General features: G+C 62.3%; 11 protein-coding genes. 3 read left to right on the top strand and 8 right to left on the bottom strand.

What is annotated here, in order from left to right; translation table 11 throughout:
* Window positions 1-111: 111 nt before the first annotated feature.
* The 4 genes from pheT to ACX9NZ_RS00785 form a co-directional block, all read right to left on the bottom strand.
* On the bottom strand, window positions 112-2,586 hold the full coding sequence (pheT, locus tag ACX9NZ_RS00800; RefSeq protein ID WP_407496913.1) for a phenylalanine--tRNA ligase subunit beta: 2,475 nt from the start codon (window positions 2,584-2,586) through the stop codon (window positions 112-114).
* A gap of 173 nt (window positions 2,587-2,759) precedes the next feature.
* A complete protein-coding gene (gene pheS / locus ACX9NZ_RS00795; protein WP_294123018.1) occupies window positions 2,760-3,836 on the bottom strand; it encodes a phenylalanine--tRNA ligase subunit alpha in 1,077 nt (358 codons plus the stop codon).
* A gap of 466 nt (window positions 3,837-4,302) precedes the next feature.
* The gene (locus ACX9NZ_RS00790) at window positions 4,303-4,812 is read right to left on the bottom strand and encodes a hypothetical protein (protein WP_304291215.1); all 510 of its coding nucleotides are present in this window, start codon (window positions 4,810-4,812) and stop codon (window positions 4,303-4,305) included.
* Complete coding sequence (locus ACX9NZ_RS00785; RefSeq protein WP_407496916.1) at window positions 4,775-5,872, bottom strand: amidase domain-containing protein; 1,098 nt, start codon at window positions 5,870-5,872, stop codon at window positions 4,775-4,777. Before ACX9NZ_RS00785 ends, ACX9NZ_RS00790 begins: the two co-directional genes overlap by 38 nt.
* 343 nt (window positions 5,873-6,215) lie before the next feature.
* Here ACX9NZ_RS00785 and ACX9NZ_RS00780 point away from each other — a divergent pair, with 343 nt between their 5' ends.
* Window positions 6,216-7,733 (top strand): carboxypeptidase M32, encoded by a 1,518-nt coding sequence (locus ACX9NZ_RS00780; protein ID WP_407496918.1) that lies wholly within the window; start codon window positions 6,216-6,218, stop codon window positions 7,731-7,733.
* Between the two features lie 391 nt (window positions 7,734-8,124).
* Here ACX9NZ_RS00780 and ACX9NZ_RS00775 read toward each other — a convergent pair whose 3' ends face one another.
* Window positions 8,125-9,192 (bottom strand): DMT family transporter, encoded by a 1,068-nt coding sequence (locus ACX9NZ_RS00775; protein ID WP_233546056.1) that lies wholly within the window; start codon window positions 9,190-9,192, stop codon window positions 8,125-8,127.
* A gap of 379 nt (window positions 9,193-9,571) precedes the next feature.
* Between ACX9NZ_RS00775 and ACX9NZ_RS00770 the strand changes: the two genes are divergently transcribed.
* The gene (locus ACX9NZ_RS00770; RefSeq protein WP_407496116.1) at window positions 9,572-12,727 is read left to right on the top strand and encodes an insulinase family protein; all 3,156 of its coding nucleotides are present in this window, start codon (window positions 9,572-9,574) and stop codon (window positions 12,725-12,727) included.
* A gap of 73 nt (window positions 12,728-12,800) precedes the next feature.
* Window positions 12,801-13,577, top strand: a complete 777-nt coding sequence (locus ACX9NZ_RS00765; RefSeq protein WP_407496114.1) for a 5-formyltetrahydrofolate cyclo-ligase — start codon at window positions 12,801-12,803, stop codon at window positions 13,575-13,577.
* 294 nt (window positions 13,578-13,871) lie between these two features.
* On the opposite strand, the gene ACX9NZ_RS00760 is transcribed toward ACX9NZ_RS00765, so the two are convergent.
* The 3 genes from ACX9NZ_RS00760 to ACX9NZ_RS00750 are packed head-to-tail and all read right to left on the bottom strand — an operon-like array spanning window position 13,872 to window position 17,046.
* The gene (locus ACX9NZ_RS00760; protein ID WP_407496112.1) at window positions 13,872-16,058 is read right to left on the bottom strand and encodes an FtsX-like permease family protein; all 2,187 of its coding nucleotides are present in this window, start codon (window positions 16,056-16,058) and stop codon (window positions 13,872-13,874) included.
* Window positions 16,048-16,842: an ABC transporter ATP-binding protein gene (locus ACX9NZ_RS00755; protein WP_317440084.1), complete on the bottom strand. Its 795-nt coding sequence runs from the start codon at window positions 16,840-16,842 to the stop codon at window positions 16,048-16,050. Before ACX9NZ_RS00755 ends, ACX9NZ_RS00760 begins: the two co-directional genes overlap by 11 nt.
* Window positions 16,843-16,887: 45 nt before the next feature.
* A complete protein-coding gene (locus tag ACX9NZ_RS00750) occupies window positions 16,888-17,046 on the bottom strand; it encodes a hypothetical protein (protein WP_199588839.1) in 159 nt (52 codons plus the stop codon).
* Window positions 17,047-17,148 lie beyond the last annotated feature (102 nt).

The raw sequence follows: 17,148 nt of genomic DNA, 5'->3' as shown, positions 1-17,148 counted from the left end.
CCGCAGCGAAAACGTTCCCAGGTGCCCCAGATCCGGGCGAACGTAAAGGCGCGGTGTACTGAGGTACATAAGCCTTTAGGTTCGCCCGGAGGTGGGGTGCCTGGGAAAGCTTTAACTACGGACCTCGCCGCCAGTGGCCTTACACACCTTGGTCACGAGCTTGGAGTGAGCCTTCTCCACTTCCTCACTCGTGAGCGTGTGGTCGTCGGCGCGATAGGTGAGCGCGAACGCCATAGACTTCTTGCCCTCGCCCACGCGCTCGGCATCGCGGTACACGTCGAACAGGCGCACGCCCACCAGGAGTTTACCGCCGGCGGAGCGCAGACGGCGCTCCAGGTCCTCGCAGGTGACGGAGTCGTCGACCACGATGGCGAGGTCATGCTCGACGCTCGGGAACTGCGAGAACTCGCGATAGGCCTCCTGGGCCCCGGAGAGCTTGAGCAGCGCCTCGAGGTTGAGCTCGAACGCGACCACGGGGATATCGATGCCATAGACGTCGCGCGCGTCGGGGTGGATCTCGCCGACCCAGCCGAGCACGGTACCGCCGGAGAGAACCTCGGCACAGCGCCCAGGCTGCAGGAAGGCGTAACCCTCGCCCTCGGCGGCGCGGAAGCGGACCTTTGGGATGCGCATCTGCTCCAGCAGTTCCTCGACGACGCCCTTGCCGTCGAAGAAGCGCAGCGGCATGGGCTTGTAGTTCCACGTCACGTCGCCCATAGAGCCGGACATGACACCCGCGACGGCCTCGCGCTCCTTAGGGGCGCTTGCGTTCTCGCGGCCGAAGAAGAGGGTGCCGATCTCATAGAGCTGCACGTTCGCCGTGCTGTGTTTGATGTTGAACTCGACGGCCTGCAGCAGGCCGGGGATGAGCGAGCGACGCATCTCGGTCTGCTCAGCGACGAGCGGGTTCATGAGCTCGACGGCGCAGCCGCGGCCCTCCTCCGTCATGCCGATGCGCTCGAGGTCGCCCGGCGCGGCGAAGGAGAAGTTCATGGTCTCGTTGAGGCCGCAGGAGCGCAGGATCCGGCCGACCTTACGGGTGAGGCGCTGCTCGCGGGTGAGGCCACCGATGTGGTTCTTGGCGGCGGGGATGGTTGCCTCGACGCGCCCCATGCCCCACAGGCGCAAGACCTCCTCGATCAGGTCGATCTCGCGCGGGAGGTCGGGGCGGAAGGTGGGGGGCACGATGCTGTAGACGAGGCCGTCGCCCTCACCGGAGGCGGACACCTTGCAGCCCAGGCGGGTGAGGGAGCGCTCGATGAAGTCGGGGGCGATATCGGCGCCGCAGATGGCGTGCACGCGCGCGAGCCTGAGCTCGACAGGGGCGACCTCGCGCGGAGCCGGATAGACATCGACGCATCCGGGCGCGACCTCGCCGCCGGCGAGCTCCTCGATTAGGGCGCATGCCAGATTCGCCACGTCGACGCATCCGGTCTCATCGACCTGACGCTCGAAGCGGATGGAGGCGTCCGAAATGAGCGACAGGTCGCGACTCGTGTGGGAGGTGCGGCCCGCGTTGAAGCAAGCGCTCTCCACCAGGACGTCGACGGTGGCGTCGGTGACCTCGGAGTCCATGCCGCCCATGACGCCGGCGAGCGCCACCGGCGTGGCGCCGCGCTCGCCCGTGGCGATAAGGCCCATGCCCGCCGAAAGCGTGCGCTCCGCGTCGTCGAGGGTGCGGAACCGCTCGCCCTCGCGCGCGGCGCGCACGGCCACGGCGCGCTTGCCGTCGCGCTCCTCGAAGGCGGAGAGGTCGAACGCGTGCAGGGGCTGGCCGGTGAGCATCATGACGTAGTTGGTGACGTCGACCACGTTGTTGTGGGTACGCACGCCGCAGGCGTTCAGGCGCTGGACGAGCCATTCGGGCGAGGGGCCCACCTTGACGCCGCGCACCACGCGGGCGACGTAGCGGTCGCACAGGCCCTCGTCGATGAGCTCGACGGAGACGGTCTCAGCCGCGGGCGCGCCGGCCTCGGCCTTGACCTGGGGCAGCTCCACGTGGAAATCGCGGTCGTAGATGGCGCCGACCTCTCGGGCGATGCCGATCATGGACAGGCAGTCGGGGCGGTTGGGCGTGATCTCGCAATCGAGGACCGTATCGGAGCTACCGAGGTACTGGGCAAGCGGCATGCCCACGGGCGCGTCCGCGGGCAGAATCCAGATGCCCTCGTGGTCGCCGGACAGGCCAAGCTCGCGCTGGGAGCAGTTCATGCCGCAGGATACGACGCCGCGCAGCTTGCCCTTCTTGATGTGCACGTCGCCCGGCAGTTCCGCGCCGATCATGGCGGTCACGATGTGGTCGCCCTCATTGAAGTTCTGCGCGCCGCACACAATCTGCAGGGGCTCGGGGTTGCCGTCGGCGTCGACGTTGTTGGCGCCCACGTCGACCAGGGTGACCCACAGGTGGTCGGAATCGGGGTGCGCCTCCTTGGAGACCACCTTCGCCGTGACGATCTTGTGATATGCCTCGCCCACCGTGTCGATGGACTCGACCTCGGTGCCGGTGCGGATGAACTCGCAGGCGAGCTCCGAGGGATCCTCCGGCAGCTCGACCATCGATTTCAACCATTCGTAAGAAACCTTCATCTCAAACCTCTTCTAAAGAAGTGAAATCAACAACGAAAAATCAGCAACAAAACCCTGAAGCGGAGACGGGTTTTCCAGGTGCCCGAGATTGGCCTGAAAGAGGAGGGAAGCGTACTTAGGTACGCGACCGACGATTGAAGGCCAAGGTCGGGCACCTGGAAAACCCGCCGGGATTAGAACTGATTAAGGAAGCGCATGTCACCGGTCACGAGCGTGCGCAGGTCGGGCAGGTCGTAGCGGAGCGCCGCGATGCGCTCGACGCCGGCGCCGAACGCGAAGCCGGAGTAGACGTCCGGGTCGATGCCGCAGTTGCGCAGGACATTGGGGTCGACCATGCCGCAACCGAGGATCTCGATCCACCCAGAGTGCTTGCAGAAGGGGCAGCCCTCGCCACCGCACACGCCGCAGCTCACGTCGACCTCGCAGGAGGGCTCGGTGAACGGGAAGAAGTGCGGGCGGTAGCGCGTGGCGCGGTCCTCACCGAACATGCACTTGACGAAGTAGTCGAGCGTGCCCTTAAGGTCGCCGAAGGTAATGCCGCGATCGACCACGAGGCCCTCGATCTGATGGAACTGGGGCAGGTGGCAGGCGTCGGCCGTATCCGGACGGTACACGCGGCCCGGGGCGATCATGTAGATGGGAGGCTCCTGCGTCTCCATGGTGTGGATCTGCACGCCGGAAGTCTGGGTGCGCAGCAGCACGTCGGACTCGCCGTGAGCGTGCTCCTCGGGGTGCGCCGCGGTGCCGGGGGCGTTGTCCTTCACGTAGAAGGTGTCGCGCGCAGAGCGGCTCGGGTGATCGAGCGGCGCGTTGAGGGCGGTGAAGTTGTACCAGCTGGACTCGACCTGCGGGCCGGTCTCGACGGTGTAGCCGATGCCACAGAACACGTCCTCAACTTCCTCGATGATCTGGTTGATGAGGTGCGCGTGACCGATCTGCGGACGGGCGCCGGGCAACGTGATGTCCACGGCCTCGGTCGCCATGAGCTCGGTGATGGCGGCGCGCTTGAGCTGCTTCATGCGGCCCTCAAGCAGCGTCTCGGCCATGCGGCGCATCTCGTTGGCGCGCTTGCCGAGCACCGGGCGCTCCTCGGGCTCGATCTTGCCCATCATGCGCATGAGGCCCGTGATCTCGCCTTTGCGGCCCATGAGCGCCACGCGCGCGGCCTCGAGTTTCTCCGCCGTCTCGGCGCTCTCGATCATCTCGCGGGCCCGCTGCTCGAGCTCCTCAAGTTCGTCGATCAGACTCATCTGTCCCCTCTCCTTCCGATCGTCGCCGCAGCGCGGCGCCGATGTGTTCCATAGAAAAATCCGCCCTCGGGATCGTGCGACCGCTCGCACTCCCAAGGACGGATCTGATTTCCGCGGTACCACCTTGATTGGCCGCCGGCTGTCCACCCGGCGAACCCTCTTTTGCCCGATGTCGCACGGGCGCGCGGCTTCCCTACTCAGCGCGCAATTGGGGTCGGGTGCAGATCGCACGTCGCCCCGGTGCCATCGCGGCGCGGGAAGCCCCTCGCCGGAAGGCGGCCGTTCAGGTCGCAGCTCGGGAGTGAACTCAGGTCTCGTCGCCGCGGGTGGGCTTGCAGCCGGTGACCCTCCCTCTCTGTGCGGCGAGGCGGTGAGGCCCGACCTCTCCGTCAACGCAGTGGCCAAGATAATAGCACAACGGCAAATGCAGCCGCACTATAGATGTGATGCGCTCCCGGGCTATTTATCACAGCCGTTCAACCCGGTCGATGCCTTGCGCTCTATCGCTAAACATTCTGCCATTCCCAGCCAGCAGCGTGGCGACAAGTCCAGCCAACAATCCAGCAATATCGAGCGTTTTTGCAGTCCAGAATGCTGGAAAGGTCACATTTTCAAGGTACCAGATAAAATCTGACAGGAAAGAATTCGCATCATGAGAGCCCCATCCCCACATCGTCTGCAAGTCGTAAAACGTTAGAAGGGCAAAGCTCATCACCAATGTGGTACAAGGGTATCGTACATACTTGCCCCCCCATAGCCCCGCAAAAAAGAGCGCAAGGGACGTGGCTATTAACAGCCAGTCTACTTTTGTTGGATACTCCAATCCTTTGTATGAAAAGCCAGGCAATCCGTAAAACTGCTCAGTAACTCGAAGGTAGTAGCTAGAAGCCAAAAGTACCGTGGCGGCAACCGCCAGCAATCCCGCTAATACTTTTCGCCTACCTCCGAACATAGCCGTAGTTCGACTTTCCATCATGGGTCTCCCAGCCATTGATCTTATCGCTCACATCAGCATGATAATCTTGAGTGTGCTGAGCGACATGATAGTCCCTATAGCCACCTGGACCTGTACCGTTCCCCGGAACCATTACATAGCCAACATGATCCCAGTCCCCATCTTTTCCGAAATCCAATGCGATGAAGTCCCCTTCTTGAATCGTGAAAGAAAAGTCGAGGTGGTCTGAGCCGCAATTTTTGACCCCAAAATACTTCATGAATTCATCAGCAAGCGTCCAGGTCCTTGATTGTAGATGCTGACCCCAATCATTTCTATGCCACCAACCGACATGGACGCTGTTGTAATCGCCGCCGGAAACCTGAGGTTCTCCCCCGCTTTCAAGAATCTGAGATGCAAAGTTGGTGCAATCCGAGTCAAAACTTGGATACTTCGGATTGCGCTTCGTCGAGTAGGTGAGCGCGTACTCGAAAGCTGCATTAGAATCGAAACTCCGAACCGCAGTCGAGTGTCTGGCAGATGCAATTTCAGTCCACCCGGAAAGCTCTTCAAATGATGCGCTAGGCAACGTTAGCATCAACTCACGTGCTTCTTCGCCTGGATCGGCAGACTCAAGCCTAGTGATTGCTTCGATATTTCTCTCATCATTTTCAAAAATATCAAAAAACAATCGCAGCTCAGAAACGCGCTCATCAGATTCGCAATACCAAGCCGGCCTGTCAGGAGAATCGAGGAGCGCCATAGAGAGCTCCGCATAGCGTGCCCAATTATTGCCATCGATTGGGTCCAACGCATACGCTTTCATCACCGCCTGGAGAGCTTCGTTCCTCCTTATCGAAGACAAAGCCTCTGATGGGAAGTCAAAGGTAGGATACAAAGGAACGAATGCCCCATCTATCCCAGCTTCAATTTTCGAAGAAACGGTTCCGAATTCCCGCGGTAAATCGATCTGCGCATTCGCGACCGGCTTCTCAATTGCTTGAACTTCAACTGTTTCTTGCGCACCAATAGGACACGGATTAAAGACAGAAGACGATAGAAATAAAACGAACAGAACGAACGCTGACACAATCATTTTCATAATGAACTCCTTAGCATTGGTGTGCGACCAATTGCTTATGCTTCACAAAGGCCCAGAAGCTTGCTCACCCCATCCCTATCTCTATCTCATCTGATTCAATGCTCTACTTTTCCCGACAGCCTAATATCCTCTCGTTGTCCCCTATCTGGGACAATTACATTAGACATTAATATTTATATATTATGATAACACTTCACAACTGAATATATTGCACCAGCCCTACTAAATTGAAAGACAGGCGAGATGAAATGGGGAGGGTCAGTGCCGCCCGTCACTACGTTCGGAAGACAAACGGGTACACTCAAAGGAAGCAACCGTACTTAACCTATCTCAAGGAGGCCCCATGGCAACTGCAGAAGAACTGACCGGCCGCCTTCGCGCGCTCGAGTCCAAGCTCTGGACCCGCGAGTACCTCATGAAGATCGCCGAGTTCGACGGCGCAACCATCGCGCCCGAGAACGGAGCGGCCGCACGCGGCGACGCGATGGGCGCGCTCGCCGGCGAGCATCACGAGCTCCTTACCAGTGAGGACGCCCGCGCGCTCATCGCCGAGCTCGAGACCGCCGTGGCCGCCGGCGAGCTCACCGATCCGCAGGTCGTCGCCGAGGTGCGCGCACTCGCCCGCGACCAGCGCGAGGCCGTCGCCCTGCCCACCGAGGAGGTCGAAGCCTGGAGCCGCCTCACCTGCGAGGCCGACGCCGTCTGGCACAAGGCGAAGGGTGCCAACGACTGGGCGAGCTTTGAGCCCTACGTGGACCGCATCGTCGAGACCCTCAAGCGCCACGCCGGCTACATGGACCCCACGCGCGACCCCTACGACGTGTGGCTCGACCAGTACGAACGCGGCATGGACGCTGCCGCCTACGACCGATTCTTCGAGGCCGTGCGCCAAACCGTCGTACCGCTCGTACATGCCATCGGTGAACGCGGCGAGCAGCCCAACGCGCCGTTCCTCACCGCACACGTCCCCGACGCCGTCCAGCGCGCGATGTCCTTCGACCTCATGAAGCTCGTGGGCCTCGATCTCGCGGACACCTGCCTCGCCTTCACCGAACACCCCTTCTCTGAGGGCTTCGCCGTGGGCGACGCGCGCGTTGCCACCCACATCTACGAGGACAACCTGCTCTCCAACGTGTACTCCGTCATCCACGAAGCGGGGCACGCGTCCTATGAGCTGGGCGTCAACCCCGCGTACGCGCGCACGTGCCTGGAGGGCGGCACCTCGCTTGGCATTCACGAGAGCCAGAGCCGCTTCTTCGAGAACACTGCGGGCCGCAGCCGTGCGTTTATGACGCCGCTGCTCGCCCTGTTGCGCAAGCATGTACCCGAGGTCTATGGCAGCGTGAGCGAGGATGAGCTGTACCGTGCGGTCAACATCGCCACACCGTCGCTCATCCGCACCGAAGCCGACGAGCTCACGTACCCGCTCCACATCATGATCCGCTACGACATCGAGCGTATGCTGTTCGCGGGCGAGGCGACCGCCAAGGACGTGCCGGCGCTGTGGGCCAAGCTCACCAAGCAGTACCTGGGCCTCGATGTCCCGAATGACACCCTTGGCGCGCTGCAGGACACTCATTGGAGCGGCGGCAGCTTTGGCTACTTCCCAACCTATGCCCTGGGCTCGGCATACGACGCCCAGTACGTGCCCGCCATGGAGCGCGCGGGCGTTGACCTGGAAGGCGCCTGCACGGCCGGGGACCTCGCCCCCGTGCGCGCGTGGCTGCGCGAAAACATCTGGCAGTGGGGCCGCGGCAAGGACGCGGGCGAGCTGGTCGAGGATGCGTGCGGCGCGCCGTTCAACGCCGCCTTCTACTGCGACTACCTGGCAAAGAAGTTCGGCGAGCTCTATAGCCTGTAAACTGCAGCAAGGGTACGTGCGTCCAGCGTAGGGCAAACGACCATTAGCCAAGGCGGCACACGTCCTGCAAGACGGGTGCCGCCTCTTTTCTTAGCCGCACTTGGCCCCTTTTCACCCAGTTCACAGCCGCGCCAGACGCCCTCCTTTTTCCCAGCCGCGACAGCCGCCCCTTTTCTCCCGCAGCCGCACTTACGAAAGATGCCCGCCACATGCAAATACACAAATGTTGGCCTAAACGGGAATGTCGCGAGTAGAGGCAAATCCATCGGTCAATCTACCTGCGGTTATGCCGTGCAAAAAACGGGATCTACTTCGCCTATCGCGTTTGAGGCCAACATTTGCGTTTTTGCACAACGAAACAGGCCCTGGCGCGCAGGAAACCATGCAAAAGCTACACCGTTAAGAACACCATCACGATGATGAGGGCAAAACCAACCAGATCCGTGGGCGCGAACACGGTGCCCAAAACAAGCGCGCTCGTGACCGTGGCGGACACCGGCTCAATCGTACCGATGAGGCTCGCCCGCACGCTTCCAATATCCTTAACGCCCTGCATATACAGGTTGTACGCCAGGAAAGATCCAACCACGATAAGCACGGCAAGCGCGAGCCAGCCCTCCGGATCGAACGCCGGAATACTCTGCCACGGCTGCACAAACGCCGAGAGCACAATCCCCGATGCGAACATCGCGGTGCCTGTGACAATGGATGAGCCATAGACCGGCAGAATCTTCGCAGGCACAATCGACATGCAGGCGGCGCCCACCGCCGAGATCAAGCCCACGGCCAGCCCCTCGGGCGGAATCACGAGCGTGCTGGGGTCGCCACCCGTGGCGATGAGGAACGCGCCCGCAAATGCCAAGACCACGCCCGCGAGCTCGCGGCGGCGTGGGAGCCGGCGCGTGACAATGCAGGTATATACCATGATGAGCACGAGCTGAAGGCACTGCATGACGGTCGCAGTGCCGGCGTTGGTCAAGCGAACCGCAAGCAGATAGGAAAACGAGTTGCCAAACACACCGAACAGGGTGAACACTGCCATGACCGCCAGGTGGCGCGGGTTCTTGAGCAGCTGCACAAAGCGAACGCGGTCGAACAGCAGAATGACGACCATGAACATAGCACCAGCGAGAAGCTGGCGTATGCTGAGCAGCCAAATGGTGTCGATCTGGTAGTGCGCGAACAGGTAGCTTGCAGACGTGCCGGAAAAGCCCCAAAAGATACCGCCGAACAGCGTGGCGAGCACCCCAACGAGCAGACGGCGTGAATCCCGGTCGTTCAGACGCTCGCGCATCGAGCGCCGTGCCGCGCGTGAGGCAGCATCCGCATCGGCCCCCGGCTTGATGGACGATGCCAGACCCATGCGCTCACGCTTCTCGAAAGCAGCAACCTCAGCAGCCTTGCCTGCGTCTTCGATGTCGTCGCCGCAGCCGCGCGATTCCATCTTTCCGTTCGTCATGCATCCCCCATCTCGTCGTCTTGCGGGACAACGATACCTCAAGCCAAGCGCGCCCATTGAGCAAACCATCGCCTCTAGCGAAAGATATGGACCCTTTGCCTGAGATAACGAGAGCCGAATTGCTCGGAGACGCCCATTTCTAGGGGGCAACGCCCGCCGGAAGCGCATGCTGCACAGGAGACGCGTGCCGCAGCGGAGGCGTGTGCTGTATCGGAGGCGTGTTCTGTATGTCTAGCAGCATTTGAAAGAGTCGGTGTGGGCGCGAGGTGAGCATGTTCCGCGGCAGGGACGGATCGCAAGCGCGGAGTGCCAGACCGCCGAGCGGGTATACTGGGCGAAGCGACCAACGTAGCAAACACTCTCCATAAAGGAGCTTCGCATGAACCAGCCGGTCTCCACCTGCAAACAAACCTCCCCCTGCGATGAAGCCCCCACGCGCCCGCATGCCTCTGTCCGCGACCGCGCCTCCCAGCTGCTCACACCCGGCGTAACCGTGTCCGGCTTCACCGTCACCACGGCCAAACCCCTCGCCGAATTCGACGCCGACGCCTACGTGCTGCACCACGAGGCATCCGGCGCCCGTCTGCTCTACCTCGCCTGCGAAGACGAGAACAAGGCGTTCGCCATCGGCTTCAAGACCCCGCCCACCGACGACACCGGCGTGTTCCACATTCTCGAGCACTCGGTCCTGTGCGGGTCGGCCAAATTCCCCGTCAAGGAGCCCTTCGTGGACCTCATCAAGAGCTCCATGCAGACGTTCCTCAACGCCATGACGTACCCGGACAAGACGGTCTACCCCGTGGCAACGACCAATGAGCAGGATCTGCTGAACCTCATGGACGTCTACATGGACGCCGTGCTCAACCCCGCGATCTACACTAAACGCGCCATCTTCGAGCAGGAGGGTTGGCACTACGAGCTCGACGTCCCCGAAGGCGCTCCGCTCGAGCAAGGCACCCTGCGCTACAACGGCGTGGTGTTCAACGAGATGAAAGGCGCACTGTCCGACCCGATGAGCGTCCTCGACGACGCCGTCAACCGGGCGCTGTTCCCCACCACGGCGTATGCCTGCGAGTCGGGCGGCGACCCGCGCGCCATCCCGCAGCTCACCTACGAGCACTTCCTCGACACGCATGCGCGCCATTACAACCTGGCGAACAGCTACATCGTGCTGTACGGCGACATGGCGGTCGAACGCGAGCTCGCGTTTTTGGACGAGCGCTACCTGGGCGACGAGCCGCGCATCCGCGATGAGCGCGCCCGCGCCCGGGCGCTGGCAGAAGCGCGCAAGGCGTCTGACGCAGCTGAGCCCACCGGGGTCGTTGGGGCCGACGGGACCGCAACCGCCGCGTGCGCACCCGTCACCATCGGGGAGCCCAACCCCCTCACGCGGCAAGAGCCCGTCACCTGCGATTACGAGCGCGTCGACATGCCCACCACTCCCGAGAACGCACTGGTGGGTATGGCGTACGTGCTCGGCGACGTCGCCGACCGCAAGCGCCTCATAGCCGCGGACATCATGTTCGACGCCCTGCTCGGAACCAACGAAGCCCCCGTCAAGAAGGCGATCCTCGCTGCGGGCTTGGGCGGCAACGTGGTGAGCTACACCTCGGGCGACCAGCTGCAGCCCCACACACTCATCATCCTGCAGAACGCCAAGCCGGGTGTCGCGCGCGAGTTCCGCCGCGTGATCGAGGACGCCTGCCGCGACCTGGTGGAAAACGGCATCCCGCGCGATCGCCTCGCCGCCGTCCTCGCCAGTGAGGAATTCGACCTGCGCCAGCGCGACTTTGGCATCGCTGACGGCGTCGCCATCGCGTGCGACGCGCTCGGCACGTGGCTCTATGAAGACACCGACGCCGCAGCCACACGGGCGCTCGAGTACGGCAAGGTCTACGCCGAGCTCAAGCAGGCACTGAGCACCACGTACTTCGAGGACCTGCTGCGCGAGATCGTGCTCGAAAGCGGCCACCATGCGCTGGTGGAGCTCGTCCCCGTCGCCGATGACGCGCGCGCCGCGCGCGAGGAGGCAGACGAACTCGCCGCGGCAAAGGCAGCCCTCGACGAGGCGGGGCTCCAGCGCATCGTGGAGGACGTTGCCGAGCTGCGCGAGCGCCAGGAGGCCGAGGACGCGCCCGAGGCCAAGGCGACGCTGCCGCGCCTGCGCGTGAGCGACATCGGGCCCGCGCGCCCCGAGCCCCAGCTCGTCCTGAACAAGCAGACCCCCATCCCCTGCCTGCGCCACGACCTGCCCACGCATCAGCTCGCGTACGCCCTCACCTACTTCGACCTGTCGCACCTCGCATTCTCCGAACTCCCCTACGTCACGGTCCTCGCCCGTCTCATGCAGCAGCTCGCGACCGAGCGCATGAGCGCAGGCGAGCTTGACAGTTACATCGGCGCGAACCTCGGCTTCCTCTCCTTCACCACCGAGGTCGCCACGCAGCCCAACTGGAAGCTCGCACGCCCGCGCCTGCTGGTCTCCGCGGGAGCCCTGTCCGAGAAGATGGACGCCCTCGCGAGCATACCGCGCGAAGTCTGGGCGACCACGATCTTCGAGGACACCGACCGCATGCGCGACGTGCTCACGCAGATGCGCATCGGCATGGAGCAGGGCTTCCTCATGAACGGGCACAGCGCCGCGCTCGCGCGCGCCATGTCCTACGTCTCGCCGGCGGCCGTGCTCACGCAGCAGCTTTCCGGCATCGACTTCTACCGCTTCCTACGCGACCTGCTCGAACATTTCGACGAGCGCAAGGGGGAGCTGTGCGACACCCTACGCGACCTGCGCGAGCGCATCTTCACGTCGACCGGCGCCATCGCGAGCTTCACCGGTTCCAACGAGGACTTCCAGCGCTACTGGGCGGCCGCGGGAGACCTGGGCCTCGCTCCCCGCACCGCGCCCACCAAGGAACTCTACGTGCCATGGCCTGAGGACAAGCATGAGGCCTTCGTCATCCCCAGCGATGTGAGCTACCTCGCGCGCGCCTGCGACCCACGCGCGCTGGACATCGAGACCGACGGCGTATGGAGCGTCGTCTCCAACGCCCTATCCTACGATTACCTATGGAACGAGATCCGCGTGAAGGGCGGTGCCTACGGCTGCGGTTTCCGCTCGCCGAGCCCGCGCCACGCGAGTTTCTACACGTACCGCGACCCCGCCATCGACCCGTCGCTCGCGCGCATCGCGGCCTCCGGCGACTGGCTCGCGTCGTTTACGCCCGACACTCAGACCTTCGAGGGCTTCATCGTGAGCTGTGTCTCGGGCGTGGACGCGCCGCTCAAGCCCTACGCACTTACCAAGCGTCGCAACGCCGAGCACTTCTGCAAGACGCCGCCCGAGCAGCGCGGCGAGCGTCGGCGCCAGATGCTCGAGGCGACCCCCGAGGCGCTTCGGGCGTTGAGCGACGACGTCAAGCGCATCGCGAACGATGCCCCCGCCTGCGTATTTGCCGGGCGCGACGTGATCGAGGCGAGCAATGCGAACTGGAACGTCGTTGATCTGCTGAGCGACACATGCGGGGAGGAGGCGTAAAGCAGCCCCCTCTCCCGCGCGGCCGCACGTGGCAAGCGGTAGAATGGACAGACGAAGACGAGAGGACCGTGCAATGGCAACTGCAAAACATACGAAGACGCCGGCCACAACGGAAAGCGCTCCCCGCGAAAAGCCCAGTGCTGCTGAACAGGAGATTCTCGAACAAAAGAGCGACGTGCGCCGCACAATCATCGAGTGCCGCCAGGAGCTGCGCCCGAGCGCCCGCTCGACGAAATCACGCGAGATATGCAACAAGCTGCTCGACCAGTTACGCGCCAGCGGTATTAAGGGCAAAAACGGACAGCCCCCAACGCTCGCAGTGTACGCGGCACTGCGCTATGAAGTCGATCTCGATCGCTTCATTCGCGGGGCATACGCATACGGGTACCGCATTGTGTTCCCGTGCATGATCCCCAACGCCGCACAGGGAGCCATGTGCATGCGCTCCGTCTCGTGCAACAACTACTTGGGCGGAAACGTGCCGTTCATCGTTGACCCGCGCAAGCCCTGGGGACCCGCTGTGACCGAAGAGCACCAGACGTACACCAGCACGCGTGCGGGCGCGACGCGCCGCTTCATCCCCTCGCGCATCAAGGGCAGCGTTCCCCCCAAGGACGACACGCGCTTCCCGGTTGTACCCCCATCGGAAATCGATTTGGTCATTGTGCCCGCCGTCGCATTTGACGCTCAAGGCAACCGCTTGGGCTACGGACGGGGCACCTACGACCGCTACCTGCCGCAACTGCGCGAGGATTGTCAGCTTTTGGGCGTCGCGTTCGTCGAGCAGGAGGTCGATCGGGTTCCCTGTGATGAACACGACCGCAAGGTCCCGCAGTTCATTACGGCATAAAAATGGGTCCGGCATCCTATTGCGCCAGACCCACTTTTCTATTTCATGCCGCTGGCACCAATGCCGCCCTGCCGCCGCTCACACGCCGAAGGTTCCGACGTGCGCGAGCTGATAACTGCCGCCACGCCTACGACCAACATAGCTGTGTCTACCAAAACGGCAATCGCCTCGAACACCTGCAAGCACCTCCCACATCGGTACAAATACAACCTCTCCGTGAAGCGTTAACGCCTCCAGAGCGAACAGGACGTTGCGCCTGCGCACGGGAACCCCTCGCAGGCGCCGCCCGAGTGCCTATTGCGCATGGCGTAGGCGAATCGAATCTTGGACAATGCCCTTGCTCATGAAATACGTGACCACAAAGTAGCCGCCGTAGCACAGCAGGAAGATGCCGCACGTCACACCCACGGTCCCGCCAATCGACATGCCGCCGAACAGCGCCACGATCTCGATGACCACCTGCAGCGCCACGAAGGAGTGCGCAACACCCATCAGCAGCGGGAACACAAAGAAGATCGCCTGCTGCACCAAAACGGAGCGCATGATCTCGCGGTTGGACGTGCCCAGCTCGGATAGGATGCGGCAGTTCTTGCCGGAGTCTGCCACGCCCGAGAGCTGCTGGATCGTGAGAATCGCCGCGCATGCCACCACAAGCACGAAGCCGATATAGATGGCCAGGTAGCTGATGAGACCGTTCATGGAGTTCGTGGACTCGTAGCTCTGGGCACGCGTGGCCTCCATGCCCCAAATCGCGCTTTCGGACCCGTCTGCGTTCAGGATCTGATCCCACGAGCGGTCCTGACGTACGTAGCCCTCCGTCTCGTCGTACGTGAGGCCCTCGCGGTAGTCGCCCAAGAAGTAGCTCGCGTACAGCGTCAGGCCACTTGCATCCACCAGCTCGTCCGGCACGACGATTGTGCCCGAATTGCTGCCCATCGAGGAGTTGAAGAAGGAGCTCGCGGCCTCGTCCACACTCGCGGCGACGGGACGAAGCACGCGTCCGCCAAGCTCGATCTCCACGCCCTCGCGCATGTCGGCGTTGTAGATCTTGTTCACCGACTCGCCCATGTCGCTCGTGATGAGGTAGCCATCATCACCCAGGTCGACGTGCTCCTTACCACGGAAGTCGAGATAGCGATTGTAGTCGCTCTCCTTCATGACCGTCAGGCCCATCATGCTCGCGTTACTCGAGTTCGTGCCCTTGGGCATGGGCATGTCCACCGCAGCGGCAAGATCATTCAGGCTCACCAACGGTAACTTGGTGCCTATCGGTCGCGAGTCGTAGATTTCCACCTGGACGTGGCTACCCAAGATGCCCGCAAGGTCGAAGGGGCGCTCCTCGGATGTGCCCTTATCGATGACGTTGCTCCGGCTCAGCTCCAGGATGTCCACGGGCTCGGTCGCAAGCTTCATGGGTATGTCGCCCGTATATGTCGGGTCGTTCACCACGTTCTCGCCAAGGTACATAACCACGCGCGAATAATCGGCGATCGTGCTGCGCTCCACGCTCGTGTTCATCACGCTGGCAATGGACATGCCGCCCGTCACGCTCGTGATGGCTAGGAACAAAATCATCGAGATGATGGCCATGGAAAATCTCACCGTGTTCACCTTTGCGGACAGCTGGCGCACGGTGAACATGTTAAGGCCCCTCCAATACAGACCGCGCGCGGCCTGGAGCACCTTGAGCAAGAACCCGGACAGACCAAAGAAGAACAGAATCGTGCCCACAACCACAATGCCCGTGGTGAGCATGAACTGATTCATGGCGGCTTCGACCTCGCTTGGCGCGCAATCAATGGGCAGGCCGTCACGCAGCAGCCGGAAGTACGCAATGCCGATGAGCGCGGCGCCCAGGATGAATATCGCCGCGGACACGATCGGGTTGCGCGTCTTGATGGCCTCATTCTTGCGACCGGCGCTCATGAGGTCGATCACCTTGGCACGACGCACCACGCGCAGGTTGAACACGAGCGTCACCAGGAAAATCGCAACCAAGCAACCCACCGTGATCAAAAATGCCGGCACCGAGAAAAAGAAATGGAAGTCACGGATCTGCGTTTTGAACAGTGACGCCGTGAAGAAGGTCATGAGCTGGGAGAATCCCACACCCAGCGCGATGCCGAGCACAAGGGCCGCACCGGAGACGATGGCCGTCTCGAGGGCCATCACGCGCGACACCTGGCCACGACTCATGCCAAGGACCTGATACAGGCCGAATTCCTTCTTGCGTCGCTTCATGATGAAGTTGTTCGCGTACACCATGAGAAAACCCATGAGCGTAGCGAGGAACATGTTGAGTCCGGACATGATGGTGCTTAGGAGTTCGGGCATGCCCTCTTCCTCAAGCACCAGATCCGCCTGAACGGAAATGGTGTTGAACGCGTAGAACACCGTGACGGCAAGCGTGAGCGTGAGCAGGTAGACCAAGTAGTCCTTACCCGCACGGCGCACGTTGCCCCAAGCGAGTTTACAGAGCATCGGAGCCCTCCCCACCCATCATGGCCACGACCTCCATGATTCGGTCGAAGAACTCGCGGCGCGGGCTGTCTCCGCGGCGGAGCTCGGTAAAAATGCGCCCGTCGCGGATGAACAGCACGCGGTTGGTGTAGCTCGCGGCAAAGCTGTCGTGCGTGACCATAAGCACGGTTGCCTGGTACGCATGGTTCATGTTTTCGAGGCTCTCGAGCAACAGGCGGGCGTTCTTGGAGTCGAGGGCGCCCGTGGGCTCGTCGGCCAGGATGACGGCGGGGTCGGTCACCAGGGCACGGGCAGCCGCCACGCGCTGCTGCTGTCCGCCGGACATCTGGTAGGGATACTTATCGAGCACGCCCGCGATGTCCAAACGCTGTGCCACTTGTTCAACGCGCGCAAGGGTCTCCTTGGCGGGCGTGCGCGCGATGGTGAGCGGTAGGGCGATGTTCTCGCGCGCGGTAAGCGTGTCGAGTAGGTTCGAATCCTGGAAAATAAAGCCCAGCTGCTCGCGACGGAAGCGCGTGAGCTTGGCCTGCTTGAGACGCGTTACGTCCGCCCCGTTGATGATGACGCTGCCGCTTGTCACGGTGTCGATGGTAGACACGCAGTTGAGCAGTGTCGATTTGCCGGATCCCGATGCGCCCATGATACCCACGAACTCGCCCTTATTCACCGTGAACGACACATCGGCGAGCGCGCGCGTGACGTTGTTGCGACTGCCGTATACCTTCTCGACGTGGCGCACCTCAAGGACGGGAGCGGCCTGTGCCTCAAATGCCATGTGAATCATTCCTCTCTCTTTAACAATCTTGCCAGAGCGCGGCCAAATAGCTGACTAGCGGCTTACCAGCGCAAGCAATGCGAGCATGCCCGATGCCATGAGCGCCATCACGCACAGCCACACCGTCATCTCAACCTGGCTCATGCTCGCCTGAACGAGCGCGGGCTCACCCTGAACAATCGCGGCGTCCATCTTCATCATCATGTCCTTCATCGTAAGCGTCCTTTCCCATCTGCTCGCGCACACTGGCGCGCTGGTCTTTTTCTTCGACCCCTATACTCGCAGCAACCCCCGTGCACAACCATCGATTTGGCT

Source organism: Collinsella sp. BM28 (genome assembly GCF_054551995.1).
This window is presented reverse-complemented; position numbering and strand designations above follow the sequence as displayed.